The organism is Streptomyces sp. JB150, from assembly GCF_011193355.1.
Lineage (GTDB): Bacteria > Actinomycetota > Actinomycetes > Streptomycetales > Streptomycetaceae > Streptomyces.
Genome location: NZ_CP049780.1, coordinates 3,612,428 through 3,636,753 on the forward strand (window position 1 = coordinate 3,612,428; position 24,326 = coordinate 3,636,753).

The following is a 24,326-nucleotide window of genomic DNA, read 5'->3' on the forward strand; positions in this document are numbered from 1 at the left end:
GGGCTACCCTCAGGTCTCGCGGGCTAGCCCCAGGAACTCGCGGGCCACCCCCAAGGTCTCGCGGGTGGCCCCAGGATCTCGCCGCCTGCCCCGACGACCTGCCACGCCTCCCCCAGCACCTTCGCGCTCACGCCGGGAACACCACCTCCCGGCGCAGGAACGCCAGTTGCGCCCGCTTCTCCGGCAGGTACACGTCCGGCAGGTCGATCTCCGGCAGGACGACCGCCGGTCCCGCGTCGAAGCCCTGCTTCACGAACCGGGCGATGGCCTTGTCGTTGCGCACGTCCGGGTCGACGACGATCCGGCGCCGGCCGAGGGTGCGGAAGACGTACGCGGTGATGGCGGCCACCAGCCCCGCCGTCCAGCCGGAGCGCGCGCCACCCGTTGCCGTGGGGGGCGCGAGCAGCAGGTGGACGCCTATGTCGCCGGGCTGGACCTCGTAGCACTCGCTGACCCGGTCGGCTTCCGGGTCGTAGGTCTGGAGGAGGGCCGCCGGGATGCCGTCCTTCAGCATCAGGAAGGCGTGGTGGGTGTCGAGGGTGTCCATGTGCGCGTAGATGTCGGCGACCTGGTCACGGGTCAGGCCGTTCATGCCCCAGAAGGCGGCCCGTTCCTCGCTGACCCAGCTGTGGATCAGCTCCGCGTCGCCCTTGGCGTCGAGCGGCAGGATGCGGACGGTGCCGAAGCCGTCGACCACCTCCTCGTGGACTGTTCCACGTGATACGTAGGCGTCAGACATCGCTCTCGTTCTCCTTCACGAGCCGGTCCCAGTCGGTGACGACCGGGACGAGTTCTCCCCCGCTCCAGAGAGGGAGCTGGTCACGGTGGTGCGGGGAGCCGGGCACGCCGGACGCGCCGAACGGCACCACCCACAGGCTGTCCTCACGCCGCGCCAGGTCCCACACGTAGCGGGCGGCCGGTCCGCGCGCCGCCAGGTCGGTGAGGCCGGGGACGGCGGAGGTGCACAGCACGCAGTCGTGGTCGCCGGACAGGCCGGGTTCGTCGTACGGGGTGCTGTTCAGCGCGCGCCAGGGGGAGAGGCGGTGGGTGTCGCCCCAGGTGCCCCGCGGGGGCCGGGCGGCGGTCTCCTCCAGCGCCTCCCGGACCAGCGCGGCGCGGTCGATGCCGTACAGCTCCCGCGCGCGCAGCAGGTGTTCGAGCGCGTAGCCGATGCGCACCGTGAGGTTCAGCCAGGGCAGCAGGGCCTCGGGATAGGCGGGCACCTCGGTGAGCGGCGCGAAGGCCGGGTGCGCGGCGAGGCGGCGGACGAGCGCGCCGCGCACGGCGGCGAAGGCGGCCGCGTCGGCGCTGTCCGCGTCCATGTGGCGGTCCCAGCGCAGCAGGCGGTCGCGCAGCCGCTCCGCCTCGGGGGTGAGGCCGTCGAGGCCGGCGAGCCGGTCCAGGAGGGGGGCGGCGGAGGCGAGGTGGGTGTCCATGTGGATCGCGGGCATGTCGCCGGCCGCCCAGCGCTCCTTGCGCGCGAGGAGCGCGGCGATGCGGTCGGCGCGGTGCGGCGGGGCGAACTCGACGCCGAGCGGGGCGGCGGGGCCGCGCTGGTTGGCCATGACGGCGACGCCGTCGGTGAGGCCCGCGCGGGGCATGGGGTGCCAGCCGGTCCACTCGTGGCCGGGCTCCCAGGCGGGGACGGGACCGAGGCGGTGGGCGGCGGAGCGCTCGGGAACGCGGCCGGCGACCCGGTGCAGGGTGCCGCCCTGGGTGTCGGCGGCCTGGACGACGTTGACCGGCTCGGACCACTGGTCGAAGGCCCGGTCGACGTCGGCCACCGTGCGGGCGCGCAGCAGCGGCAGCAGGGCGCCGAAGCCGAGGTCGGCGGTGACGTGCGGCGGGTAGCGCAGGCTGAGGGCGAGCGGGGTGCCGTCGTCGAGGCCTTCGGGGCCGCCCGCGACGACGGGTCCCCGGTCGGTCGCGATCACCTCGACGGGCACCTTCTCCTCGCCGCGCACCTCGACGTACTCGGTGTGCAGGGAGGCACGGTGCCAGACCCCGTCGGGTCCGAGGGCCTCGACTCCGGCGCCCGTGCGGCGCAGCCGCTCCTCGTACAGGTCCTGGTAGTCGGCCATGGCGTTGGTGATGGCCCAGGCGACGGTGCCGGTGTGGCCGAAGTGGGCGATGCCGGGGACGCCGGGCACGGCGAGGCCGACGACGTCGAACTCCGGGCAGGAGAGGTGGATCTGCTGGTAGACGCCGGGGTCCTCGATCCAGCGGTGCGGGTCGCCGGCGATGACGGCCTGGCCGGTCACGGTGCGCTCGCCGGACACCAGCCAGCCGTTGCTGCCGGAGGTGCCGGGTCCGTCGGTGGCGAAGAGGCCGACGGCGTCGGGGCCGAGGTGGCGGACGGCGTGCGCCCGCCAGAGCTTGGCGGGGAACCCGGCGAAGAGGATGTGGGTGGACAGCCAGACGGCGAACGGGGTCCACGGCTCCCAGCGGCCGGGGGCCAGATCCGCCTCGGCGAACCGGGGGTCACGGCGAGCGCCTTCCGCCAGGCCGTCGTTGACGCCGTCGACGTACGCGCGGACGAAGTCCGCCGACTCGGGGTCGCGGGTGGCGAGGGCGCGGAAGCAGCGGGCGGCGGTGCCGGTGAGGACGGCGCGGCGGGCGAGGAGGTCCGAGGGGAGCGCCTCGGCGCCCAGGAAGGCGGCCGAGGTGCCCTGCGCGCGGTGGCGCTCCACCTCCAGCTGCCAGGCGCGGTCGAGGGCGGTGACCCGGCCCTGGGCGCGGGCGAGTGCGCGTACGTCGCCGGCCCGCAGATGTGGGATGCCCCAGGCGTCCCGGTAGATCCCGTGGGCCCCGGATCTCTCTGTCGTCACCCCAGTGACCCCTCTTCGCTATGGTCGGATTTTGCTTTGGTTAGGCTTGCCTAAGTGATTCGTGGCGGAATCGTACGCGACCGGTGAAACGGCCGTCGCAGGCGACCCCCGGCGGCAGCGCGGCGGCCCTCGCAGGCGCCCCCGGCGGCGGCGCGGCGGCCACCGCGCGGCCCGCCCGGCGACGCGGGATCATCGGTGCATGGACGTCACCCTCCGCCTCGCCCAGGACCCGGACGCCGACGCGCTGCTCGGCCGCAGCCCGCTCGCCGCGCTGATCGGCATGCTGCTCGACCAGCAGATCCCCATGGAGTGGGCGTTCAAGGGCCCGAGGACCATCGCCGACCGGATGGGCACCGACGACCTGGACGCCCACGAGATCGCCGCCCAGGACCCCGAGGCCTTCGCCGCCGTCCTCTCCGAGAAGCCGGCCGTGCACCGCTACCCCGGCTCGATGGCCAAGCGGATCCAGCAGCTGTGCCAGTACCTCGTGGAGCACTACGACGGTGAAGCCGAGGCCGTCTGGAAGGACGTCCCCGACGGCGCCGAACTGCTCAGGCGGCTGCAGGAACTGCCCGGCTTCGGCAAGCAGAAGGCCCAGATCTTCCTCGCCCTGCTCGGCAAGCAGCTCGGGGTCACCCCCGAGGGCTGGCGCGAGGCGGCCGGCGACTACGGCCGGGCGCAGTCCTTCCGCTCCGTCGCCGACATCACCGGCCCCGAGTCCCTGGCCAAGGTCCGCGCCCACAAGCAGGAGATGAAGGCAGCGGCCAAGGCCGCCAAGGCGGCCGGGAAGTAACCCCCCTCCCCGTCACGGGCACCCGCCCGGTCGTCCGGGTGGCCCGCCCCAGGTGGCGGGCGCCCCGCGCGCGGTCCAAGCATGGACCATGAGCGAGGCACCGACGGGCTCCCCGTGGGGACCCGAGTACGACGACCGCAAGGTCCACCGCACCCGGACGGCACCCACCGCCCGGGAGCCCGAGCCGCCGTTCGAGGGCCCCCTGCACGCGCTGTCCCGCGCGGCCTGGCAGATCGTCCTGCTCACCGGGGTCGCCTCACTGGTCCTCGGCGTCCTGGTCCTGGTCCGGCCGGGCGCGTCCCTACGCGCCGCCGGAGTCCTGTTCGGCCTGTACCTCCTGCTCAGCGGCGCCTTCCAGCTCGTCTCCGCGTTCGGCACGCACAAGACGACCGCGCTGCGCGTGCTGGCGTTCGTCAGCGGCGCGCTGTCGATCCTGCTCGGCCTGTTCTGCTTCCGCGGACCCCTTCAGTCGATCCTGCTGCTGGGTCTGTGGATCGGCATCGGCTGGCTGTTCCGCGGCATTGCCCAGACCCTAGCCGCGGCCTCCGATCCGGGGGTGCCGGCCCGTGGCTGGCAGATCCTGCTGGGCGTCGTCACCCTGCTCGCCGGTGTCGTCCTGATCGTTTCTCCGTTCGAGTCGGTCGCCGTCCTCACCGTGGTCGGCGGCTGCTGGCTGGTCGCCGTCGGCATCGTCGAGATCCTCACCGCCCTGCGCGTCCGCGGCCGGGCCCGGCACGTACCGCACGAACTGTGAGCCGCGCCGGTACGCCGGGTGAGCGGATCTGGCCACCACCGCGATGAACGCCCTACGCCCTCCGGGGAGACGACTTCCGTGAGCACCGCACCCAGCCGCCCGCGCCCCCCGCGCAGCCGGATCCGGCCGCGGCGGGTGCGGCCGCGGGTCCGGCCGCGGCGGGTGTGGCGGGTCCGGCCGCGTTTCCTCCTGCGCGTCGTCGTGGTGCTGCTCGCGCTGCTGATGCCCGTGGCGCCCGTGGCGGCGGCCGGGCTGCCGGTCGCGGCGACGGCCGCGGCGGAGGCCGCCGAAACGGACCTGGCGGAGGCGGCGCTGCGGCCCGTGACGCGTGGTCCCCGGCCGCCCGCCCTGCCCCGGAGGCCGGCCCGGCCCGTCCCGGCACCCGTGCGCCCGCCGCTGCGCCTCCCGGTGCCGTCCTCGCCGTACCCCCTCAGTGCCCTGCGGTGCGTGGTGCTGCGCTGCTGACCGGGGCCCGCTCCCCGGACACGTATCCCCACGACGCAAGGAGCACAGCCATGCCTGTCGATCCGTACGCGGTGCTGCGCGCCCTGCTGCGCGCCGAGGCCGCGCGCAGCGCGCCGAAGCCGGAGGCGCAGCAGCAGCGCCCGCAGCAGTCCTCGGTGAAGGAACAGGGCCGCTGAGCCGCCGGTACGGCCCGGGCCTAGCGACGGCGCCGGGCCGTACCGAAGAGGGACCGGGTGATCTCGCGGCCGATCCCGGTGCCGACCGAGCGGGCCAGCGACCGGAACACACCGCTCTCGACGACCTGTTCGAGCAGGGACTCGTCCCGCTCGCGCCCGGTCCCCCGCCCGCCGCGCGGCGTCCTTTCGCCCTCGGGCTCCCGCCCCGTCGGTTCGGGACGCGGCCGCGCGGTGCGCTCAGCCGCCCGCTGGAGCTTCTCGTACGCCGACTCCCTGTCCACAGCCTGTGCATAGCGTTCGAACAGCGGGGAGCCCGTCACCGCCCGCTCCAGGCCGGCCGGCTCCACCGGACCCATCAGCGACTCCGGCGCCCGCAGCCGCGTCGCCGCGACCGGTGTCGGGGCGCCCTCCTCGCTCAGCACCGTCACCACGGCCTCGCCCGTGCCCAGACCGGTCAGCAGCTCCTCCAGGTCGTAGGCCGAGTCCGGGAAGGTCCGCGCCGTCGCCTTCAGCGCCTGGTGGTCGTCCGGGGTGAAGGCGCGCAGCGCGTGCTGGACGCGGTTGCCGAGCTGGGCGAGGACGTCGGCCGGGACGTCCTTCGGGGTCTGCGTGACGAAGAAGACCCCGACGCCCTTGGAACGGATCAGCCGCACGGTCTGCGTGACCGACTCCAGGAACGCCTTCGACGCGCCGCTGAACAGCAGGTGCGCCTCGTCGAAGAAGAACACCAGCTTCGGCTCGTCCACGTCCCCGACCTCGGGCAGATCGTGGAAGAGGTCCGCCAGCAGCCACATCAGGAAGGTGGAGAACAGCCGCGGCCTGTCCTGTACGGCGGGCAGCTCCAGAACGGAGACCACGCCCCGCCCGCCGGCGGCCGTGCGCAGCAGCTCCGCCGTGTCGAACTCCGGCTCGCCGAAGAACGCGCCCATGCCCTCCGCCTCGAACGCGGTCAGCGAGCGCAGGATGACCCCCGCGGTGGCCGGGGACAGCCCGCCGAGGCTCTTCAGTTCGGCCTTGCCCTCGTCGGAGGTGAGGAAGGCGACCACCGCGCGGAGGTCCTTCAGGTCGACCAGCTCCAGGCCCTTGCCGTCGGCGTAGTGGAAGACCAGGCCCAGCGACTGCTCCTGGGTCCGGTTCAGCCCGAGCGCCTTGGAGAGCAGCAGCGGGCCGAAGCCGGTGACGGTGGCCCGGACGGGAATGCCGTGCCCGTGGCCGCCGAGGGCGTAGAACTCGGCGGGGAAACCGGTGGGCGTCCAGTCCTGGCCCACCTCGGCGGCCCGGGAGCGCACCTTGTCGCCCGCGACGCCCGGCGCCGAGATGCCGGAGAGGTCGCCCTTGACGTCGGCGAGGAACACCGGAACGCCCTGCGCGGACAGCTGCTCGGCGATCAGCTGGAGGGTCTTGGACTTGCCGGTGCCGGTGGCGCCCGCGACCAGGCCGTGCCGGTTGAGCACCGACAGCGGCACGCGGACCCGCGCGTCGGGCAGGCACCGGCCGTCCCACAGCAGGGCGCCCAGGTCGAGGGCGGGGCCGTCGAAGGCGTACCCGGAGGCGATCTCCAGGGCCTGCGCGGGGAGTGCGGCAGCGTGTCCGGGCGCCTCGGGCGCGGAGGCGGCGGGCGGGGTCTTGCGGTCGCTCATGGCAGCCCTCTCACATCGGCCCGGCACGGGGCCCCGGTTTCCGTTTCGCCCCGGTTCACGGCATCTTTTCCAGCGTCGCACTCGCTCTTCATGGCTGCGCCCGGAACGCCGGGACCGGTAGGCTTTCCGTGTGATCTTCAAGCGCATCGGAAACGGCCGGCCGTACCCCGACCACGGCCGGGACAGCACCCGGCAGTGGGCGGACGTGGCGCCGCGCCCGGTCCGCCTCGATCAGCTCGTCACGACCAAGCAGCAGCTCGACCTGGAGACGCTGCTCGCCGAGGACTCGACCTTCTACGGCGACCTCTTCGCGCACGTCGTGAAGTGGCAGGGCGACCTCTATCTGGAGGACGGCCTGCACCGCGCGGTCCGCGCGGCCCTCCAGCAGCGCCAGGTGCTGCACGCGCGCGTGCTCGAACTGGACTGACCCGCCCGCGGGGCGTTCTTGGCCCTTTCGGGTTCTTTCACCTCTCCCGCGCGGCGTCGACTGATCATCTAATAGGCATCGCCGCCGGGGCGCACTACGCTGCGCTCATGAGCATGCTGACTCCCCCCGGCATGGGCGGCCAGTACCGGATCACGGGGGACAAGTACCCGCGGATGCGCCGGCCCCGCAGACGCGGCCGGATCGCGCTGCTCGTCACCGCCTCCGCCGCGGTCCTCGGCATGCTCGGCTGGGGCACCCTGCAGCTGATCGACGTCTTCACCGGCGGCGGCGAGGCCTCCGCGGTCGGCCCGAAGGCCGCCTGCGCGACCCGGAGCCCGTCTCCCGGCGCGAGCCCGGCCGCCGCGAAAGCGGTGCCGAAGCCGGGCGCGATCACCGTGAACGTGCTCAACGCCACCACCCGTACCGGCCTGGCCAAGAAGACCGCGGACGAGCTGAAGAAGCGCGGCTTCCGCATCGGGGACGTCGGCAACGCGCCGAAGGAGTACGACAAGAAGGTCAAGGGCACCGGGATACTCCTCGGACCCGCCGCCTCCCTCGACACCTCGCTGCCGGTGCTCGCCGCCCAGCTGCCGGCCGCGGAACGCCGCACCGACGCCGGCCGCAAGGGAGCCGCCGTGGACCTCATCCTCGGCGACGCCTTCAAGAACCTCGCCCCCGCGCCGGACGCGGACCGGGCGGTGGCCACCCTGACCGAGCCGAAGCCGGCGGCCACGGCGTCGAAGCGGACCTGCTGACCTCCCTGCGCGGACCGCACCGCGCCGCCCCGCACCTGAGAGACCGCCCCGGCGGCCCCGGCCGTCCCCGGCCTCAGGGGCCGACCGGCCGAAGCCCTACGGCACCGGCCGGCGCCGACACCCCGGCGAACGTGCCGGTCGGAGCACTGTCCTGCCGGAGCGGACCGCCGGGCCCCCAGCGGGGCACGTCGGCGCCGGAGGGACCCGCGGGGCTACTCCGCCGAGCCGTACATCCGGTCGCCCGCGTCGCCGAGGCCCGGGACGATGTAGCCGTGCTCGTTCAGGCGCTCGTCGACCGAGGCGGTGACGACGGTGACCGGCGTGCCGGCCAGCTCGCGTTCCATGACCTCGACGCCCTCGGGCGAGGCCAGCAGCACCACGGCGGTCACGTCGTCGGCGCCGCGCTTGATCAGCTCCTGGATCGCCGCGACCAGGGTGCCGCCGGTGGCCAGCATCGGGTCGAGGACGTAGACCTGGCGGCCGGACAGGTCCTCCGGCATCCGGGTGGCGTACGTCGAGGCCTGGAGCGTCTCCTCGTTGCGGATCATGCCCATGAAGCCGACCTCGGCGGTCGGCAGCAGCCGGACCATGCCCTCCAGCATGCCGAGCCCGGCGCGCAGGATCGGCACCACCAGCGGACGCGGGTGGGAGAGCTTGACGCCGGTGGTGCGGGCGACCGGCGTCTGGATGTCGACCTGCTCGGTGCGCACGTCGCGCGTGGCCTCGTAGGCGAGCAGGGTGACCAGCTCGTCGGCGAGACGGCGGAAGGTCGCGGAGTCGGTGCGCTGGTCGCGCAGCGTGGTGAGCTTGTGGGCGACCAGGGGGTGGTCGACGACGTGGAGACGCATGCCCTAACAGTAACCGCGCCCGCGGACCCCTTCCGATCGTCGTCCGCCCGTCGCCCGCCCGGCGCACAGTGGCGTCAAACCGCCCGTCCGGGGGAAGGTGGGAGGGACGGACTGGGAGGTGTGCCTGTGCCCGAGCTGCCGGACCTGCCCGCGCCCGACCCGTCGGGTGATCGGCCGGACGAGGGGTCCCGACCGGAGACGGACGCCGAGCGCCGCCGCCGGCGGGCGCAGTTCCTGCGGGAACTCGCCGAGGCCCGCGCACTCCGTGACCGCGTCCAGCCCCGCCGCGCGAAGGTGGCCCGGCTGCGCCACGCGATGCGTATGCGCACGTTCCGCTGGTAGCCGTCCCGCTCCCGCCACCCGTGGGAAGAACCGCGCCGCGAACGGGCGTTGTGGGGGTGGGCGTGCGTGGCGGATGCCGAAAGCCGCGTACGATCCGCAGGTGGCGGCAACGAGTCTGCTGGTGAGTCGTTCGCGGACGTGCGATCAAAACAGCCGGACACAGGGAGCCGAAGACGTCCCCTGAACGCTTTGTTTCTGCCACGATTCCGAGTGGGTGGGGCTCGGAGCCCTGAACTCCCCGCCCGAAACCTCCGCCGGGGGGACCCCCAACCGGCACGCCTATGACCAGTGGGAGAGTCACGGTGTACTTCGCCGCACTGCTCGCGCGCACCGAAGACGGGTGGGAAGCGAGCGACACAGAGCTCGACGATGTGGAGACCCTGTCGGATCTGGCCGACCTGGCCCGGGAAGCCTCTCCCGACGAGGACACGGTGCTCGTCCTGATCGAACAGGAGGACGCCTGGTTCGGCGTCGTCCGGGTCGACGGCGAGGACGACCCCCGGATCTACGTCTCGGAAGCCGCTGCGGCCGCCCGCAGCAGCTACGGCGAGATCCTGCTCACCGACGAACTGCTCGGCCGGGAGCCCGGCGACGACGACCCCGACCTCGACGCCCTCGACCTCGACGGCACCGAGGACGGCGAGCCGGAGACCTTCGACGCCGACACCGCCGACACGGCCGGCGGCACCACCGGTGAGACGGTGCCGCACGGTCCGGTGGGCGACGCCGGCCTCCTGGAGGACCTGGGCATCGACGCGAGGGAACTGCGGGCCCTGAAGGGAGACGCGCTCAACTCGATCGCCGACGCCCTGGGTGCCGCGGACGTCCTGGAGGCGGTGCGCTGACCACCGCCCCCGACACCGGCGGCGCACCGGACCCCGTGGACCCGGTGCGCGACCGCTGGCGCCACGCCATGCGCCTCGCCCTGGACGAGGCGCACCGGGCCGCCCGGGGCGGAGACGTCCCGGTCGGCGCCGTCGTCCTCGGCCCGGACGGTACGACGGTGCTCGCGACCGGCCACAACGAGCGCGAGGCCACCGGCGATCCGACCGCGCACGCGGAGGTGCTGGCCATCCGCCGGGCCGCCGCGCGGCTCGGCGAGTGGCGGCTGCCCGGCTGCACCCTGGTCGTCACGCTGGAGCCCTGCACGATGTGCGCGGGCGCCCTCGTGCAGTCCCGGGTGGACCGGGTGGTCTACGGCGCCCGGGACGACAAGGCGGGCGCGGCCGGCTCCCTGTGGGACGTCGTCCGCGACCGCCGGCTCAACCACCGCCCCGAGGTGATCGAAGGCGTGCTCGCCGAGGAGTGCGCGCGCCTGCTCACGGACTTCTTCCGCGCCCGCTGAGCCCTGTGAGCCCCGGTGACTCCCGTGCGCCGGGCGGGATGCCGGGCGGCACCCGGGAAACGGATTTCGGACCACGGCCCGGCGTGCTGTAAGGTCTCCCTCGGTAGCGTGTCCGAGCGGCCGAAGGAGCTCGCCTCGAAAGCGAGTGTGGCGCAAGTCACCGAGGGTTCAAATCCCTCCGCTACCGCCAGCGAAACCCCCTGAGCACCCCCGGTGCCAGGGGGTTTTCTCGTTCCCCGGCCCGGCCGGCGCCCCGCGATACGCGGCCGATGCGGGCACGGTGCGATCCGATAGCGGCGGCGATACCCGCCTCGCGGAAGCTCGACGCGTCCAGTCAGCGCACGAGGTCTTCGAGAGCGGGGGCGAGATGACGACGCCGGCCGACGGGCGGACGAACGGCACTGTGGTGCAGAAGTACGGCGGCAGTTCGCTGGCCACGGCCGGGCAGGTGCGCGCGGTGGCGCAGCGGATCGCGGCGGTCGCCGCGACCGGGCGGCGGGTCGCCGTGGTGGTGTCGGCCCAGGGCAAGACCACCGACGAGCTGCTCCGCGCGGCGAGCGAGATCAATCCGCGGCCCGACGGGCGGGAGCTGGACCAGCTGCTCGCCACGGGCGAGGCCGCCTCCGCCGCGCTGATGGCCATGGCCCTCCAGCACACCGGGGTGCCGGCGACCGCCCTGTCCGGGGCGCAGACCGGCATCCTCGGCTCCGGGCCGCACGGCTCCGGCGTCATCGCGGCCATCGACACCGAACGCATCGACCGGCTGCTCGACCGGGGCCGGGTGGTGGTGATCGCCGGGTTTCAGGCGATCGGCGCCGAGCTGGACATCATCACGCTGGGCCGCGGCGGCTCGGACACCACCGCGGTGGCCGTCGCCGCCGAACTGGGCGCGCGCCACTGCGAGATCTACACCGACGTGCCCGGCGTGAGATCTACACCGACGTGCCCGGCGTGCTCACCACCGATCCACGGCTGGTGCCCACCGCCCGGCTGCTGCCCGAGCTGGACATGGACGTGATGGCGGAGATGGCCTTCGCGGGAGCCAAGGTCATGCACTCGCGCGCCGTCGAACTCGCCGCGCTGTGCGGGGTCGACATCCACGTCGGGCACGCGGCCGGCTCCGGCATCGGGACCCGCATCCTCACACGAGACGGAGAGAGCATGCTTGAGACCCGGACCGCCGTCGTGGCGGTCGTCCACGACCAGGATGTCGCACGGGTCACCGTCCGCACCACGACCGGCCGGGAGCACGCTGCCCTCAGCGTCTTCCGCGCCCTGGGGCGGCAGTCCGTGCCGGCCGACATGACGACGGTGCTCAAGGAGAGCGACGGCGGCCACGCGGTCGCCGTGACCGTCCCGCACAACCGGGTGGAGGCGGTCCGCCGGTCGCTCGCGGACCGCGCGGAGGCGGTGGCCGTGGACACGTCCGTGGCCAAGGTGTCCATCGTCGGCACGGGACTGCTCAGCCGCCCGCAGTACGCCGAGCGCATGCTCTCCGTCCTCACCGGCCGCGGCATCCACGCCGGTGCGCTGTCCGCCTCCCAGTCGAGGGTGTCGGTCACCGTGCCCCGCGGCGAGGTGGAGCGGGCCGTACGGCTGCTGCACACCGAGTTCGGGCTCGACGCCGCGCAGGGCAGCGGTCCCCTTCCGCTGGCGGCCCGGCCGTGACCGGCAGGCCGGTGGCAGTCCCCCGGCGGTCGGGCCCCGCCCACCGTTCCGCGAAACCACTGGAGATTCGATGAACGCCTTTCTGCCCTTCGCCCGCAGGCTGCGGCTCCAGCGGCTGCACCGCCACACCCCGGACCGGCTGCTGATCGTGCCGCTGGACCACTCGGTCACCGACGGCCCCGTCACCGGCGGGAACCGGCTCAACGCGCTGGTGGGCGAGCTGGCATCGCACCACGTGGACGCGGTGGTGCTGCACAAGGGGTCGGTGCGGCAGGTCGATCCCGAGTGGTTCACCCGCACCTCGCTGATCGTGCACCTGAGCGCGAGCACCATCCACGCGCCCGACCCGAACGCCAAGTACCTGGTCTCCAGTGTCGAGGAGAGCCTGCGGCTGGGCGCCGACGCGGTCAGCGTGCACGTGAACCTGGGCTCGGACGCGGAGGCCCGGCAGATCGCGGACATGGCGGCGGTCGCCGAGGCCTGCGACCGCTGGAACGTGCCGCTGCTGGCGATGATGTACCCGCGCGGGCCCAAGATCGGCGACCCGCGCGACCCGGCCCTGGTGGCCCACGCGGTCCAGCTCGCCGCCGACCTGGGCGCCGACCTGGTCAAGACCCTCTACGTCGGTTCCGTCGCCGAGATGGCGGACATCACCCGGACCGCGCCGGTCCCGGTCGTCGTGGTGGGCGGCCCCCGCACCGACGACGAGGCGGCGACCCTCGCCTACGTCGAGGAGGCCCTGAGCGCCGGCGTGGCCGGTGTCGCCATGGGCCGCAACGTGTTCCAGGCCCCCGACCCGGGGGCCATGGCAGACAAGCTCTCCGACCTGATCCACGGCGGGCGGGCGGTCCGGCAGGACGGCCCCGCCAAAGGAGCCGTTGCCGCCTGAACCCGGCGCGGACAACGCGCAACGCACGCCGTACCGCCCTACTCACCCTCCGAAAGGTACGTCCATGAAGATCAGCTGGCTCGACATCCGTTCGCTCGGTGAGGCCCGCGACGCCATCGTGCAGGAGGCGCTCCACCACCGTGTGGAGGCGATCGTCGCCGACGATGTCGCGGACCTGAAGGACCTGCCGCCCACCGTGACCAAGGTGCTCTTCCCGCAGGGCAAGCCGCTGCCGGAGGACTTCGGTGACGCCTCCGTCGTCATCGTCGACCCCGCCCGGCACGGCGCCACCCCCGCCGAGCTGGCGCTGCGTCACCCCGACGTGGAGTTCGGGCGGTTCGTGGAGATCATCGACGCCCCGACCCTGGAGGACGCCTGCGAGTCGGCGCGCACCGAGAAGTGGAGCGTGCTGCTGTTCCGCGACCCGACCAAGATTCCGCTGGAGATCGTGATCGCCGCGGCGGCCCGGTCCACCGGCTCGCTGATCACCGTGGCCCAGGACGTCGAGGAGGCCGAGATCATCTTCGGCGTGCTGGAGCACGGCTCGGACGGCGTGATGATGGCCCCGAAGGGCGTCGGTGACACCGCCGCGCTCAAGCGGGCCGCGGAGGCCGACGTGCCCAACCTCAACCTGGTCGAACTGCGGATCGTGGAGACGACCCACATCGGCATGGGCGAGCGGGCCTGCGTGGACACCTGCACGCACTTCCGGGAGGACGAGGGCATCCTGGTCGGCTCGCACTCCAAGGGCATGATCCTCTGCGTCAGCGAGACCCACCCGCTGCCGTACATGCCGACGCGTCCGTTCCGGGTCAACGCCGGCGCCATCCACTCCTACACCCTGGGCAAGGACGAGCGCACCAACTACCTGAGCGAGCTGAAGGCGGGCAGCAAGGTGACCGCCGTCGACGTCAAGGGCAACACCCGGCTCGTCACCGTAGGCCGGGTGAAGATCGAGTCCCGTCCGCTGATCTCCATCGACGCCGAGGCGCCGAACGGGCAGCGGGTCAACCTGATCCTCCAGGACGACTGGCACGTGCGGGTGCTCGGCCCGGGCGGCGCGGTGCTCAACAGCACCGAGCTGAAGCCGGGTGACACCGTGCTCGGTTACCTGCCGAGCGAGGACCGGCACGTCGGCTACCCGATCGACGAGTTCTGCCTGGAGAAGTAGCACCGAGGCGGGCCGGGAGTCTCCCCCGCTCCCGGCCACCGCCCCCGGCCGCGCCGCCCCACCGGGGCCGGCGTGGCCGGGGGCGTTCTCACGCCCGCGCGGCGGTACGGCGGAACGCCGCGGCCGCGAGGACCACGGTGACGGCGCCCGTCACCCCGGCCAGCGCGAAGGCGGGGAAGCCCCACTCCTCACGCCCGCTCGCGATGAGGACACCGCCCAGCCAGGGGCTGAACACCGCGCCCAGCCGCCCAACGCCGCTCACCCAGCCGAGGCCGGGCGCCCGCAGCGTCTCGGGGTAGAGCCGGCCGGCCACCGCGTAGACCATCGTGGAGGCGCTGTAGAGCCAGACGCCGGTGACCGTGATCAGGGCGTACGTCACCGGTACCGGCAGCCGCACGGCGAGCAGCAGCAGGGCCGCGGCGGTGAGCAGGAACCAGGTGCCGGACACCGCGACGGGGCCGAACCGCACGGCCACCGTGCCGGCGATCAGCATGCCGACGATGCCGCCCGCGTTGACCGCCATGAGCAGGCCCACGGCAGAGCCGACCCCGTAGCCGGAGCTGCGCATCAGCTGGGGCAGCCAGGTGCTCACGCCGTAGACGAGCATCAGTCCGCACGCGGAGGCGGTCCACAGCAGCACCGTCGGCCACCGCCAGCCGGGGCCCACCAGCCGCCGCACCGCCGCCGCCCGGCCCGCCGGGGTGCCGGTTCGGGCGGGCGTCTCGGTGGGGGCGGGGACGCCGTAGCGGCGGGCCGTGGCGGCGGCGCGGGCGTGTTCGCCGCGGACGCGCAGCGCGGTCGGAGACTCGGGCAGGTGACGCAGGATCAGCGGTACGGCGACGACGGCGGGCAGCACACCGGCGGCGAACGCCCAGCGCCAGCCGTACTCCGGGGCCACGGCCAGTCCCAGCCCGGTCGCGGCCATGCCGCCGGCGTGGTAGCCCGACATCAGGATGCCGGTGGCCAGCGCGACCCGGCGGGCGGGGGTGAACTCGGCGACCACCGCGAGGCAGACGGGGATCAGCCCGCCCAGCCCGAGGCCGGTGAGCAGCCGGCCGGCGGCGAAGACGGGAACGCCGGGGGCGAGGGCGCAGACGCCGGAGCCGAGGGAGAAGGCGAGGACGCAGCCGACGAGGACCGGGCGGCGCCCGAGCCGGTCGGTGAGGCTGCCGCAGCCCAGGGCGCCGAGCAGCATGCCGAAGGTGGTCCAGCTGCCCACGGTTCCGGCGCCGGACGCGTCCAGGCCGAACTCCGGGTCGTCGAGCAGGTACGGCAGCGCGGCGCCGTAGACCATGACGTCGAAGCCGTCGAAGAAGACGGCCGTCCAGCACAGGGCGAGCACGGACACCGCGGTGCCGGTCGCGGGCAGCAGCCGGGCCGGGCGTTCGCGGTGCGGGGCGAGAGGCGAGGTCGAGGAGGTCATGGGTCTCCGTCCTGACGGGTGACGGGATGACGGGGGGACGGGATGACGGGGGGTGCGGGGGGACGGGGCGGTTCGGGCGAGTGGGTCAGGCGACGTCGTACGGGTGACGTGGGACGGGTGACGTGAGGCGGGGCACAGACACGGCGGCGCCGGACCCCGGCGGGTGTCCGCCCGGGTCCGGCGCCGCCGGATGGCCTACTTGTCGTACCGGTACCACTTGGTGTGGTCGATGAGGTCGCGGGGCGTCATGGTGTGCCACGGGCCCAGCGGGGTGTCGATGTCGGGGACGTCCTTGGTGTCCACGAGCGGCAGGTAGTGCGGCACGTGGGGGTTGCGCTCCTGCCACAGGGCCCAGCACCGGTCGATCATGCAGTGGTTGAGGAAGAAGACCGGGTCGTTGGGCGAGCCGATGTACATCATGTGGCCGCCCACCCAGACGTGCCCGGCCGCGTGCAGCTTGCCGACCTTCTCCTCCCAGGGGAACTTGGTGTAGCCCTCCAGGTGGTTGCGGAAGCTGTTGTACGGCGCCTCGCCGCCGGAGGTGTGGTTCCACGGCGGGCAGTCGTAGACCGGCAGCGCGAGGGTGTCGTCGAGTTCCTTGGGCGTGGGCAGTTTGTCGGTGAGGGTGCCCATGTCACGGACGAGGTAGTCGCGCTCGTCGTGGGTGTAGTTGCCGTTGAGGGCGGGGTTCTCGTCGCCGACGGGCACCACGCTGACGTTCAGCACCCAGCCGTTGTCCCGGGCGAACGGGCCGGTCATCACCCGGCGGTCGCCCGGCCGGCCGTTGCCGCCCATGAACTCCTCGTCCCACAGCGGCGAGTCCTCACCGTGGTCGATGGTCCAGTCCCAGTACGGCAGGGTGACGCGCGGGTCGACCTTCTGCAGGGCGCGCTCGAAGCGCAGCAGGTACTGCCGGTGCCAGGGCAGGAAGCCGGGGTTGATGTGGCCGAGCCGCTTGCCGGTCTCCTTGTCCAGGTAGTCCACGGAGTTGATGCGTATGTGCAGGTCCACGAACTTGTCGTAGATCCCTCTGCGCTTGATCTCCAGGACCGCGTTGACGAAGCGGCGCTTCTCCTCGGCGGTCATGTCCAGGTGGTTCTTGCGGATGTGCACCATGACGGGTCCCGTTCGGAAAGAGAGAGGTCGGACGTTGACCTGGGCGGCGGCTCAGACCGTGGTGACGTGGGAGTGGGTGCCGTGCCCGGGCAGGAGGGCCGCTCCGCGCAGCTCCTCGACGGCCCGGCGCGCGGCGTGCAGCGGGGTGGGCGCCATCTCGTAGTGGCACATCGAGCTGAGGTAGGCGTCGTCCGCGAACTTCATCAGGTGCAGCGGACGGCCGTCGATGAAGACGCCGCCGCCGGCCGCGGCGGACGCGACGCGTATGGTGCGCCCCTGGTACCGCTCGGTGTACTCGGTGTCGTCGGCGGTGCCGGCCGGGCGCGCGTCGGCGGCGGTGCCGTTCGGCTCCTGATCGGCGGCCCCGGTGACGAAGGGGACGGCGGCGGCCGCGGCGGCCAGGGCCGCGCCCGCGGTGAGCTTGACCATCTCACGGCGCTCGATTGTCATGATCATGACCTTCCTGTGGATCGGCTGGACACGAGGAGGCGAGGAGGGCGAGGGGGGAAGCCGTGCGGTGCCGCGGTCAGGCGGCCGTCGCCCCCGCCCCGGACACCACCACGCCCTTCGGTTCCAGCAGGAACTGGGTGTAGTTGTCGTCGTGCGGGATGCCGGGGACCGCGGTCCACGGCAGGACGGTGCCGCGGGTCACCTTGCGCACGCTCGGCTCCCGGATCACCGCCTCCGCCAGCTCCGCACGGGCGGTCAGCAGGTTCAGCACGAGCGAGTCCCGCAGCGGCGCCACCCCGTCGGCCTCCGTCCAGGGGGCGACGACCACGAACGGGAACGGCAGCTCCACCCCGACGGCCGGGTGGTCCGCCCGGTCGGCCGCGAGCACCACCGGCCGCAGCAGGAACGATCCGTCGGCCAGTTCGACCACCGGGCCCGAGCCGTCGATCCGGGCCGAGTGGTCGACCAGGCCCTCCCGCACCGCGTCGAGCTGCCCGCGGATCCGCTCCGCCCGCTCCCGGTCCGCGACCAGGAGCGTGGCACCCCGCTCCGTCGCCGGCACCGAGGGCAGCTCGGCCAGCCGCCGGGCCAGCCGTTCGGCCACCTCCCCGACCGGGCGGGTGGTGAGCACCGCGGACAGGTTGGTGCACCGGGTGCCGCCGTCGAAGGAGGCGGACACCGCCAGGTGGTCGATCACCGCGTCGTCGGGCTCCACGTCCACGAACGCCTTGGTCCTCCCCGGCCCGCGCACCGCCACCGACTCCTGCCCCTGCCACCGCCGCACCGCGCTGTCGCCGCCGTAGACGATCCCGCGGTCGGCCTCGCGCAGCAGGAACTCCCCGGTCTGGTGCGAGGCGGGCAGAAAGGCCACCTTGTGCGCGGGCAGACCGGCCGCGAGCAGCGCCCGCATCAGCCGCCGGGCCGAGAAGGGGTCGCGGCTGCCGGGCTTGACGGCCACGCTGTAGCCGTGGAAGAGCGCCTGCGCCCAGGTGACGTTGGGCACCGGGTGGTTGCTCGCCATCACCGCCGCGAAGACCCGGCCCCGCGGCACCCAGCGGGTATCGAATCCCTGCCCGAAGCCGGTGCGCGGCAGCTCCGCGGCGGTCGTCTCGGGCAGCTCCCGCAACTCGGCCACCAGGTCGGCGACCGCCTGCTCGATCGCCGCCGCGGTCAGCCCGGTGGCGTGCGCCACGTGCGCGGCGTAATCCTGCGGGCTCTCGCCCTCCAGGGTGGCCGTGGCGAACAGCTCGGCGGCCTCGGCGAACACGTCCTCGCCGGGGGGCCGGCCGTCGGCGCGCTCCCGCAGCTCCCGCAGCGCCGCCAGCGCCATCAGCCGCGGCGCGGTGCCCACGTCGGCGAGGTCGCCGCCGCGCACGTCCGGCACCCGGGTGCGGTCGGAGCTGGTCAGCGTCCGGCCGCAGACGAAGGGGTCGACGGTCACAGGGCTCACGCCGGTCATCAGTAGACCCCCTCGATCACGCGTACGTCGTCCAGGCGGCGGTAGGTCTGCACGTCCGCGAGTCCCTCCACCGGGGAGCCGGGCCGGGCGGGAACGCGGATCGCGCTGTCGCGTTCCAGCACGTTGGGCAGGAACATCTCCTCGCTCACCAGGTGCAGCCGCACCCGGCCGCGCTCCCCGTCGGCGACCGGCCGGCCCTCGTCGTCCACCAGTTCGAGGCGGGTGGTCTCGGGGAACGGCTCGAACACGCACCGGTGTTCGTCACCGGGGACGGCCGGCCGCTGCGGAGCCACGCCCATCAGGCTGTTGCCGTAGATGCCGACGACCGTCGCCTCCGGGAAGAACACCTCCTCCAGCTGACGGAGGTTCTCGGCGCTGATGGACGTACCGGCCCAGAGGACGGCGCGGACCTTGGCGCGGACCGCCTCGTACAGCGCGGGGCGGGCGCAGATGGCCTCCAGCAGCGGGGGCGTGGTGTTGAGCACCGCCACGTCCTGGGTGGCGAGGATGGTCTCCGCCTGGTCCAGCAGATGCTGGACGTACTCGTCGGCGTCCGCCTCACGGCCCTGCGCCAGCAGCCGCTTGACCCAGCGCGGGTCCAGGTCGACCGTGTGGAAGAGCCCGTTGCCGAGCGCGGCGTAGCGGGAGACGTCGTAGCCGATCACATGGGGGCCGCTCGGGCCCAGGTGCAGCCAGTCGCCCTCGGCGGGCACCCCGGCCTCGATCAGGCGCTGCCGCGCCCAGACCAGCATCCGCGCACGGTAGCCGCCGTCCACGATGCGCTTGGGCGACCCGGTCGTCCCGCCGGAGTCGTAGACCCGGAACGGCCGGTCCGCCAGGCCGCGCGGGATCAGGTCCCGGACGGGCACCCGGCGCAGCTCGGCGCTCACGTCGGGGAACCGGGTGAGGTCGGCCAGGCCGTGCACCTCGGTGAGCGGGTCGAAGCCGAGCGCGGGGCGCTTGGCGAGCCAGAACGGCGACCCGGTGTCCTCCCCGAAGTGCCAGGCCACCGTCTTCCGTACATGCAGGTCGAATGCGGTGTTCGTGACTGTTGTCGTCATGGCTGGATGCGCTCCTCAACGCGGAAAGGCGCCGACCCGTCCATCCTTCGGCCGACGCCTATCGCTGCTGTATCGCCGTTGTTTTTCCGCCGGGGGTGCCGCGCCGGGCCTCGCCGCGGCACCCCCGGCCGTCACGCGTCGCGCCGGCCGAGCGTCAGCGCGGTCAGCGCGCCCACGAGCGGGAAGACCGCCACCACGAGGAGCAGGTCGGTCAGCGACATCGACTTCACCAGGGCTCCCGCCGTGGCGCTGCCCACGCCGCCGCCGACGAAGAAGGTGAGGTTGAGCAGGCCCATCGCACCGCCGCGCAGGGCGGGCTCGACGCGCGCGGACATCAGGGCGGTGGTGATGACCTGGGTGACCGCGAACGCGGCGAAGCCGAGGGAGGCACCGATCACCACCGGCGCGGGGTGGGACAGCGCGACGGAGAGCGCCAGCACGACCGCCATGGCCGCCGCGATGCCGCTCAGCAGCACGCTGCCGCCCCGGCCGCCGGTCAGCTTGCCCGCCGTCCGGGACAGCACGGCACCGACGACCGCGCCCGGCAGCAGCCACGCGCCCACCGCCAGCACGCTCCAGCCGTGCTCGCCGACCAGGATCTGCGGCACCGCGTACATCGCGGCGAACAGACCGGCGTAGACGCCGATGCCGGTCACCGCGGCCCGCAGGAAGACGCCGTCCGAGACGAGCCGGCGCGGCACGAAGGCCGCCTGCACCGCGCGGACCCGCAGCAGCAGCCCCACGGCGGACGCCAGCAGCGCCGCGGCCAGCGCGATCACCACCGGAGCGGACAGCCCCAGCGCGTACGACTGGATGAGCAGCAGGAACGACATCGCCGCGACCGTCAGCAGCAGGGCGCCGGGCAGGTCCAGCGGCCGTCCGCTGCCCCGCCGGGCGGCTGCGGCCCGCAGGCACAGCGGCACCGCGAGCAGCGACAGCGCGGGCAGGACCAGGGTGATACGCCAGGTCACCCACTGGGTGAACACACCGCCCGCGAGGGTCGCGCTGGCCGAGAAGACCGCCATCGTCGCGCCGAAACCACCCAGCACCGCGGCCCGGTCGGCCGGGGCGGCCGAGGCCGACAGCGCCAGCGCGCCCGAGGTCATGGCCCCCGAGCCGGCGGCCAGCACGAAACGGCCCGCCACCAGGGTGCCGATGTCGGGCGCCACCAGGCAGATCACGGTACCGAGGGCGAGCACCAGCGAGCCGAGCAGCAGGGACGCGCGCACTCCACGCGAGTCGGCCAGCCGGCCGAACAGGGCCGTGCCGACACCCAGCGCGAGGGCGTGGGCGGTCAGCACCCAGGCGGCGGCCGAGGGAGTGGCGTCCAGCGACGCGGCGACGTCCGGCAGGGCGACACCGGCCGCGGTGACACCGAAGACGGCGGGGCCGAACAGCGCGCCGTAGCGCAGCCCCGCGGAGCGGGCACTGAGCGGAGCGGGGTGGTCGGCCGTGACGGACACGGCCTGTTCTGTGGTCATGGGAGATCCCTCTGCGGAGACGAAGGAGAAGAGGAGGAGAGAGGAGAGAGGACAGAGGAGGGAGGAGGGGAGGAGGGGAGGAGGAGAGCAGGGCAGAGCAAGGGAGGGGAGGGGAGAGCTGGAGGGGGAAAGCCAGGGGAGAGGCGGAGGCGGGAAGGAGAAGGCCGGAGGCGCCCGAGGCGGGGGGCAGGGCGGTCCGGGGCGGATCAGTCGTGCTCGGGGCGCAGCGCGTGGCCCCGGCGGAACAGGTTGTCCGGGTCGTAGTGGTCCTTCAGCCGGTCCAGGCGGGCGCGGGTCCGCTCGTCGTAGCAGTCCGCCGCGGCGTCGGCCGTGTCGGGGCCGGCGAGGAAGTTGACGTACCGGCGGCCCGTGCCCCAGCCGGAGAGGGGGGCGAGCACCCGGTCCGGGGAGCCGGGCAGCGAGAGGGTCGACAGGGTGAAGGCGCCGTCGCGGTTGCCGACGGCGTTCGGCACGGCCGGCGGCCGGGACAGCGCCCCGCCGAGCTGCCGCACCTCGACCATCGGGTCGGTGCAGTCGGCGTCCGGCCCGGCCACCTCCAGCAGCCGTTTTAGGGCCGCGTCGTCCAGGTCGCGCAGCACGATGTTGCGTTCGTGGTAGGGCAGCGGCTCGGTCGGGTCCTGGTGGATGTCGGCGACGTCGGTGTACGGCATCTCGCGGACGGTGTCGGCCAGCGCCGCGCCGACGGCCCGCAGCGGGCGCACCAGGCGCTCACCCTCTTCCGCCGGTCCGGTGAAGGCGATGCGGACATGGACGGCGAGCCGCCCGGCGGGGTGGCCGGCAACCCCGGGCAGGCCGGGCAGCCGCAGCAGGGCCACCGACGAGGTCATGGACTCGGGCACCCGGCGGGTCCAGTCCCGCCAGGTCCGCAGCAGCGGTGCGGCGAGTTCGCCCGGGAAGTACAGGCCCCCGCCGTACAGCCGGCGGACCGGCACGAGGCGGAACTCCAGGTCCGTGACGACACCGAAGTTGCCCTTGCCGCCCCGCACCGCCCAGAACAGGTCGGCGTCCGCCTCCGGGGTGACGGTGCGGTGCCGTCCGTCGGCGGTGACGATCCGGAACCGGGTCACGTGGTCCGCTGCGTAGCCGTACTGCCGGCCGAGCGGTCCGAGGCCGCCGCCCAGGGTGTAGCCCACGACGCCCACCAGCGGGGAGGAGCCGTTGAGCGGGGCGAGGTGGTGGTAGGCGGCGGCCGCGATGACCTGGTGCCACTGGGCACCGGCCTCGACGCGCGCGATCCGGGTCAGCGGATCGACGGCCACGGTGTTCATCCGGCGGGTGCTGATCAGCAGGGCGTGCTCGTCGGGGGCGGCGATGCCGTGACCGGTGGCCTGGACCCCGACGGCGAGTCCGCGTTCGCCCGCGAACCGGACGGCGGCGACCACGTCGTCGGGGTGCACCGCCGCCACGATCAGCCGGGGCCGGTGCCGGGCGATCTCGTTGAAGCCCGCCAGCTCCGCCTCGTAGCCGGGGTCGCCGGGCAGGAGGACCTCACCCTTCACCTGGCCGACGAGGCGGTCCACCGCGCTGTTCTCGACTTCGTACTGCTGCGCTGAGCTGGTCACGGGCAGATCCCTCTCTGTGCGTTGCGGCCCTTGGCGCGCGGGCCACGACCGGCGACGGGATCGAGTCTTTCCGTCGCCACACAGACCGGCCATCCCCAGCCGGAGAGGGAGTCCGCCGGTGCCGCCTCCCTAAATTGAGGGGGACGGCAGGAGGCGACGGGGGGTGGTCGGGGAGTCCGTCAGACTGGTCGGACCGAACAGCAGGTTCCGCCATTCCTCGGACTGGGTACGGGCTTCGGAGCTGCCCAGGATGAGACGTTCCAGCGACCGCAGCCGCTCGCCGGGCTCGATGCCCAGTTCCTCGCTGAACCGCCGCCGGGTGGTGCGGAACAGCGCCAGCGCGTCGGCCGTGCGGCCGGACTGGAACAGGGCGATCATCAGCTGCGCGATCAGCGTCTCGCGGAAGGGGTGCTCGGTCACGTGGTGGGTGAGTTCACCCAGGATCCGCCGGTGGTAGCCGAGGCGCAGCTCCAGTTCGAAGCAGTCCTCCAGGGCGGAGTGGTAGTCCTCGTGGTACTTGAGGGCGACGCTGTCCAGCAGCGGGCTGCCGAGACCGGCGCCGAGCGGTCCGCGCCACAGTGCGAGGGCCTCGCGGAACAGCCCGACCACCTCGCCGGGCGCCCTCGTGCGTGCCTCCAGCCGGGCCTGGCCGATCAGCCGGGCGAACCGGTGCAGGTCGATGTCGTCGTCGCGGACCTGGAGTTGGTATCCGGTCTTGTGCGTCTCGATGGTGGCGGGAACATCACCGCCGGCGAATTGCCGACGTAATGACGAAATACAGATGCGTATCTGACTGCGGTCCGTGACGGGCGGGGAGTCGTCCCATATGGCTCTTATCAGGCGCTCCACCTCGATGACCCGGTTGCTTTCCAGCAGCAGCATGTTCAGCAGAATGCGCTGCCGATCTCCACTGAGTTTCACCTCTCCCTTGGCCCCGTGCACGACAAGAGGCCCGAGCGCCAGAAATGCAGGGTTCCCGGTCATGATCCCCCCGAAGTCTTGGCGGCGATACGGAGTCGCCGCCTCTCCGTAGCTCACCAGCTCGGCAGGAACTTTAGTCCCCATCCTTCCGGCGCAGCCAACTGATGGCTTATTTCCCTACCCAGCCGCACCATTTCATCCAGCAGACGTGCCCGGTCGAGGCCGCCCGCGTCCAGTGCTCTCAACTTCGCCCGATTTACCAGCTCGACCATCAGGACTTTCGCCGTCTCGTCGTCCGATGCCACGAAGACGTCGACGGGCTGCTGGTCCAGCTCGCCGCGGTAGATGGATTCGGCGTCCCCGGCGGGGCACGCCCTGACCCAGCGGGCCTCGGGCGCGACGTCGACCAGATCCCGCATGCGTCGCCCGGCGGTCCGCTCGTGCGGCGCGGTGACCTCCACGAGCACCTTCCCGGCGAGCGTTCCCGCCCTGGTCCGCAGGGCCTGGGCGCTCTCGTCCCGCGGTGCCGCGAGGATCACCAAATCTGGCTGAAAGGACACATGTGCGGTGCAGGCGACGACGGCTCCGGGAGTTCCGGCGGCGGCTTCCCGGGCCACTGCGCGGGCTCGTCCGATACGGCGATCGGCCAGCAGGACGACCGCGCCCGCGACGGCAGCCCGCCGCGCCATCGCCCTGCCCATGTCGCCCGCCCCGATGACTCCCACTCTCAT

At 73.4% G+C, this 24,326-nt stretch carries 26 protein-coding genes and 1 tRNA gene; 14 read left to right on the forward strand and 13 right to left on the reverse strand.

The window, feature by feature from the left end:
• Positions 1 to 127: 127 nt before the first annotated feature.
• Together G7Z13_RS16910 and G7Z13_RS16915 are read right to left on the reverse strand one after the other, a co-directional pair.
• Positions 128 to 739, reverse strand: a complete 612-nt coding sequence (locus tag G7Z13_RS16910) for a GNAT family N-acetyltransferase (RefSeq protein WP_166000246.1) — start codon at positions 737 to 739, stop codon at positions 128 to 130.
• On the reverse strand, positions 732 to 2,828 hold the full coding sequence (locus G7Z13_RS16915) for a penicillin acylase family protein (protein ID WP_240926241.1): 2,097 nt from the start codon (positions 2,826 to 2,828) through the stop codon (positions 732 to 734). The genes G7Z13_RS16910 and G7Z13_RS16915 overlap by 8 nt, the downstream gene beginning before the upstream one ends.
• 199 nt (positions 2,829 to 3,027) lie before the next feature.
• Here G7Z13_RS16915 and G7Z13_RS16920 point away from each other — a divergent pair, with 199 nt between their 5' ends.
• The 4 genes from G7Z13_RS16920 to G7Z13_RS34115 all read left to right on the forward strand — a co-directional run bounded on the left by G7Z13_RS16920 (position 3,028) and on the right by G7Z13_RS34115 (position 5,016).
• Positions 3,028 to 3,621 carry an HhH-GPD-type base excision DNA repair protein gene (locus G7Z13_RS16920; protein ID WP_166000248.1) on the forward strand — a complete coding sequence of 198 codons (594 nt, stop codon included), beginning with the start codon at positions 3,028 to 3,030 and terminating at the stop codon, positions 3,619 to 3,621.
• Between the two features lie 88 nt (positions 3,622 to 3,709).
• Positions 3,710 to 4,375: an HdeD family acid-resistance protein gene (locus G7Z13_RS16925; protein ID WP_166000250.1), complete on the forward strand. Its 666-nt coding sequence runs from the start codon at positions 3,710 to 3,712 to the stop codon at positions 4,373 to 4,375.
• Between the two features lie 78 nt (positions 4,376 to 4,453).
• Complete coding sequence (locus G7Z13_RS16930; protein ID WP_166000251.1) at positions 4,454 to 4,840, forward strand: hypothetical protein; 387 nt, start codon at positions 4,454 to 4,456, stop codon at positions 4,838 to 4,840.
• A 50-nt stretch (positions 4,841 to 4,890) separates the two neighbouring features.
• Positions 4,891 to 5,016, forward strand: a complete 126-nt coding sequence (locus tag G7Z13_RS34115; protein ID WP_277347404.1) for a hypothetical protein — start codon at positions 4,891 to 4,893, stop codon at positions 5,014 to 5,016.
• Positions 5,017 to 5,036: 20 nt separating this feature from the next.
• Here the strand turns inward: G7Z13_RS34115 and G7Z13_RS16935 are convergent, their stop codons facing one another.
• On the reverse strand, positions 5,037 to 6,656 hold the full coding sequence (locus G7Z13_RS16935; protein ID WP_166000253.1) for a helicase HerA-like domain-containing protein: 1,620 nt from the start codon (positions 6,654 to 6,656) through the stop codon (positions 5,037 to 5,039).
• 130 nt (positions 6,657 to 6,786) lie between these two features.
• Between G7Z13_RS16935 and G7Z13_RS16940 the strand changes: the two genes are divergently transcribed.
• Together G7Z13_RS16940 and G7Z13_RS16945 are read left to right on the forward strand one after the other, a co-directional pair.
• Positions 6,787 to 7,083, forward strand: coding sequence for a type II toxin-antitoxin system VapB family antitoxin (locus tag G7Z13_RS16940; RefSeq protein WP_003991361.1), 297 nt, complete (start codon positions 6,787 to 6,789; stop codon positions 7,081 to 7,083).
• A 131-nt stretch (positions 7,084 to 7,214) separates the two neighbouring features.
• Positions 7,215 to 7,838: a LytR C-terminal domain-containing protein gene (locus G7Z13_RS16945; protein WP_166005024.1), complete on the forward strand. Its 624-nt coding sequence runs from the start codon at positions 7,215 to 7,217 to the stop codon at positions 7,836 to 7,838.
• A gap of 212 nt (positions 7,839 to 8,050) precedes the next feature.
• Here G7Z13_RS16945 and upp read toward each other — a convergent pair whose 3' ends face one another.
• Positions 8,051 to 8,686, reverse strand: coding sequence for a uracil phosphoribosyltransferase (upp, locus tag G7Z13_RS16950; RefSeq protein WP_086167719.1), 636 nt, complete (start codon positions 8,684 to 8,686; stop codon positions 8,051 to 8,053).
• A gap of 144 nt (positions 8,687 to 8,830) precedes the next feature.
• Between upp and G7Z13_RS16955 the strand changes: the two genes are divergently transcribed.
• The 8 genes from G7Z13_RS16955 to griH all read left to right on the forward strand — a co-directional run bounded on the left by G7Z13_RS16955 (position 8,831) and on the right by griH (position 14,101).
• Entirely contained in the window at positions 8,831 to 9,028 is a 198-nt protein-coding gene (locus tag G7Z13_RS16955; RefSeq protein ID WP_166005025.1) for a DUF4461 domain-containing protein, read from the forward strand.
• Positions 9,029 to 9,330: 302 nt separating this feature from the next.
• Positions 9,331 to 9,873 carry a hypothetical protein gene (locus G7Z13_RS16960; protein WP_166005026.1) on the forward strand — a complete coding sequence of 181 codons (543 nt, stop codon included), beginning with the start codon at positions 9,331 to 9,333 and terminating at the stop codon, positions 9,871 to 9,873.
• 68 nt (positions 9,874 to 9,941) lie between these two features.
• Positions 9,942 to 10,373 (forward strand): tRNA adenosine(34) deaminase TadA, encoded by a 432-nt coding sequence (tadA, locus tag G7Z13_RS16965; protein ID WP_240926500.1) that lies wholly within the window; start codon positions 9,942 to 9,944, stop codon positions 10,371 to 10,373.
• Positions 10,374 to 10,475: 102 nt separating this feature from the next.
• Positions 10,476 to 10,563: transfer RNA gene (locus tag G7Z13_RS16970), tRNA-Ser, on the forward strand.
• Positions 10,564 to 10,740: 177 nt separating this feature from the next.
• Positions 10,741 to 11,391 carry a hypothetical protein gene (locus G7Z13_RS34120; protein WP_277347405.1) on the forward strand — a complete coding sequence of 217 codons (651 nt, stop codon included), beginning with the start codon at positions 10,741 to 10,743 and terminating at the stop codon, positions 11,389 to 11,391.
• A complete protein-coding gene (locus tag G7Z13_RS34125; protein WP_277347406.1) occupies positions 11,325 to 12,041 on the forward strand; it encodes an ACT domain-containing protein in 717 nt (238 codons plus the stop codon). Before G7Z13_RS34120 ends, G7Z13_RS34125 begins: the two co-directional genes overlap by 67 nt.
• Before the next feature lie 70 nt (positions 12,042 to 12,111).
• Positions 12,112 to 12,930: a 2-amino-4,5-dihydroxy-6-oxo-7-(phosphonooxy)heptanoate synthase gene (gene griI, locus G7Z13_RS16980; protein ID WP_166000256.1), complete on the forward strand. Its 819-nt coding sequence runs from the start codon at positions 12,112 to 12,114 to the stop codon at positions 12,928 to 12,930.
• A 64-nt stretch (positions 12,931 to 12,994) separates the two neighbouring features.
• Positions 12,995 to 14,101 carry a 3-amino-4-hydroxybenzoic acid synthase gene (gene griH / locus G7Z13_RS16985; RefSeq protein WP_166000257.1) on the forward strand — a complete coding sequence of 369 codons (1,107 nt, stop codon included), beginning with the start codon at positions 12,995 to 12,997 and terminating at the stop codon, positions 14,099 to 14,101.
• Between the two features lie 88 nt (positions 14,102 to 14,189).
• Here the strand turns inward: griH and G7Z13_RS16990 are convergent, their stop codons facing one another.
• The 9 genes from G7Z13_RS16990 to G7Z13_RS17030 all read right to left on the reverse strand — a co-directional run bounded on the left by G7Z13_RS16990 (position 14,190) and on the right by G7Z13_RS17030 (position 24,326).
• Positions 14,190 to 15,524, reverse strand: coding sequence for an MFS transporter (locus G7Z13_RS16990; protein ID WP_166000258.1), 1,335 nt, complete (start codon positions 15,522 to 15,524; stop codon positions 14,190 to 14,192).
• A 195-nt stretch (positions 15,525 to 15,719) separates the two neighbouring features.
• Positions 15,720 to 16,640, reverse strand: coding sequence for a grixazone synthase (gene griF, locus G7Z13_RS16995; protein WP_206313084.1), 921 nt, complete (start codon positions 16,638 to 16,640; stop codon positions 15,720 to 15,722).
• Positions 16,641 to 16,691: 51 nt separating this feature from the next.
• On the reverse strand, positions 16,692 to 17,090 hold the full coding sequence (locus G7Z13_RS17000) for a tyrosinase family oxidase copper chaperone (protein WP_166000259.1): 399 nt from the start codon (positions 17,088 to 17,090) through the stop codon (positions 16,692 to 16,694).
• Between the two features lie 76 nt (positions 17,091 to 17,166).
• The gene (locus G7Z13_RS17005) at positions 17,167 to 18,549 is read right to left on the reverse strand and encodes an aldehyde dehydrogenase family protein (RefSeq protein WP_166000260.1); all 1,383 of its coding nucleotides are present in this window, start codon (positions 18,547 to 18,549) and stop codon (positions 17,167 to 17,169) included.
• Positions 18,549 to 19,610, reverse strand: a complete 1,062-nt coding sequence (locus tag G7Z13_RS17010; protein ID WP_166000261.1) for a long-chain fatty acid--CoA ligase — start codon at positions 19,608 to 19,610, stop codon at positions 18,549 to 18,551. Before G7Z13_RS17010 ends, G7Z13_RS17005 begins: the two co-directional genes overlap by 1 nt.
• Before the next feature lie 131 nt (positions 19,611 to 19,741).
• Positions 19,742 to 21,091 carry an MFS transporter gene (locus G7Z13_RS17015; RefSeq protein ID WP_166000262.1) on the reverse strand — a complete coding sequence of 450 codons (1,350 nt, stop codon included), beginning with the start codon at positions 21,089 to 21,091 and terminating at the stop codon, positions 19,742 to 19,744.
• 206 nt (positions 21,092 to 21,297) lie between these two features.
• Positions 21,298 to 22,674, reverse strand: a complete 1,377-nt coding sequence (locus G7Z13_RS17020) for an FAD-binding oxidoreductase (RefSeq protein ID WP_240926242.1) — start codon at positions 22,672 to 22,674, stop codon at positions 21,298 to 21,300.
• A gap of 129 nt (positions 22,675 to 22,803) precedes the next feature.
• Complete coding sequence (locus tag G7Z13_RS17025; protein ID WP_346767992.1) at positions 22,804 to 23,739, reverse strand: AfsR/SARP family transcriptional regulator; 936 nt, start codon at positions 23,737 to 23,739, stop codon at positions 22,804 to 22,806.
• Positions 23,709 to 24,326 carry an NAD(P)-binding domain-containing protein gene (locus tag G7Z13_RS17030; protein WP_166000265.1) on the reverse strand — a complete coding sequence of 206 codons (618 nt, stop codon included), beginning with the start codon at positions 24,324 to 24,326 and terminating at the stop codon, positions 23,709 to 23,711. The genes G7Z13_RS17025 and G7Z13_RS17030 overlap by 31 nt, the downstream gene beginning before the upstream one ends.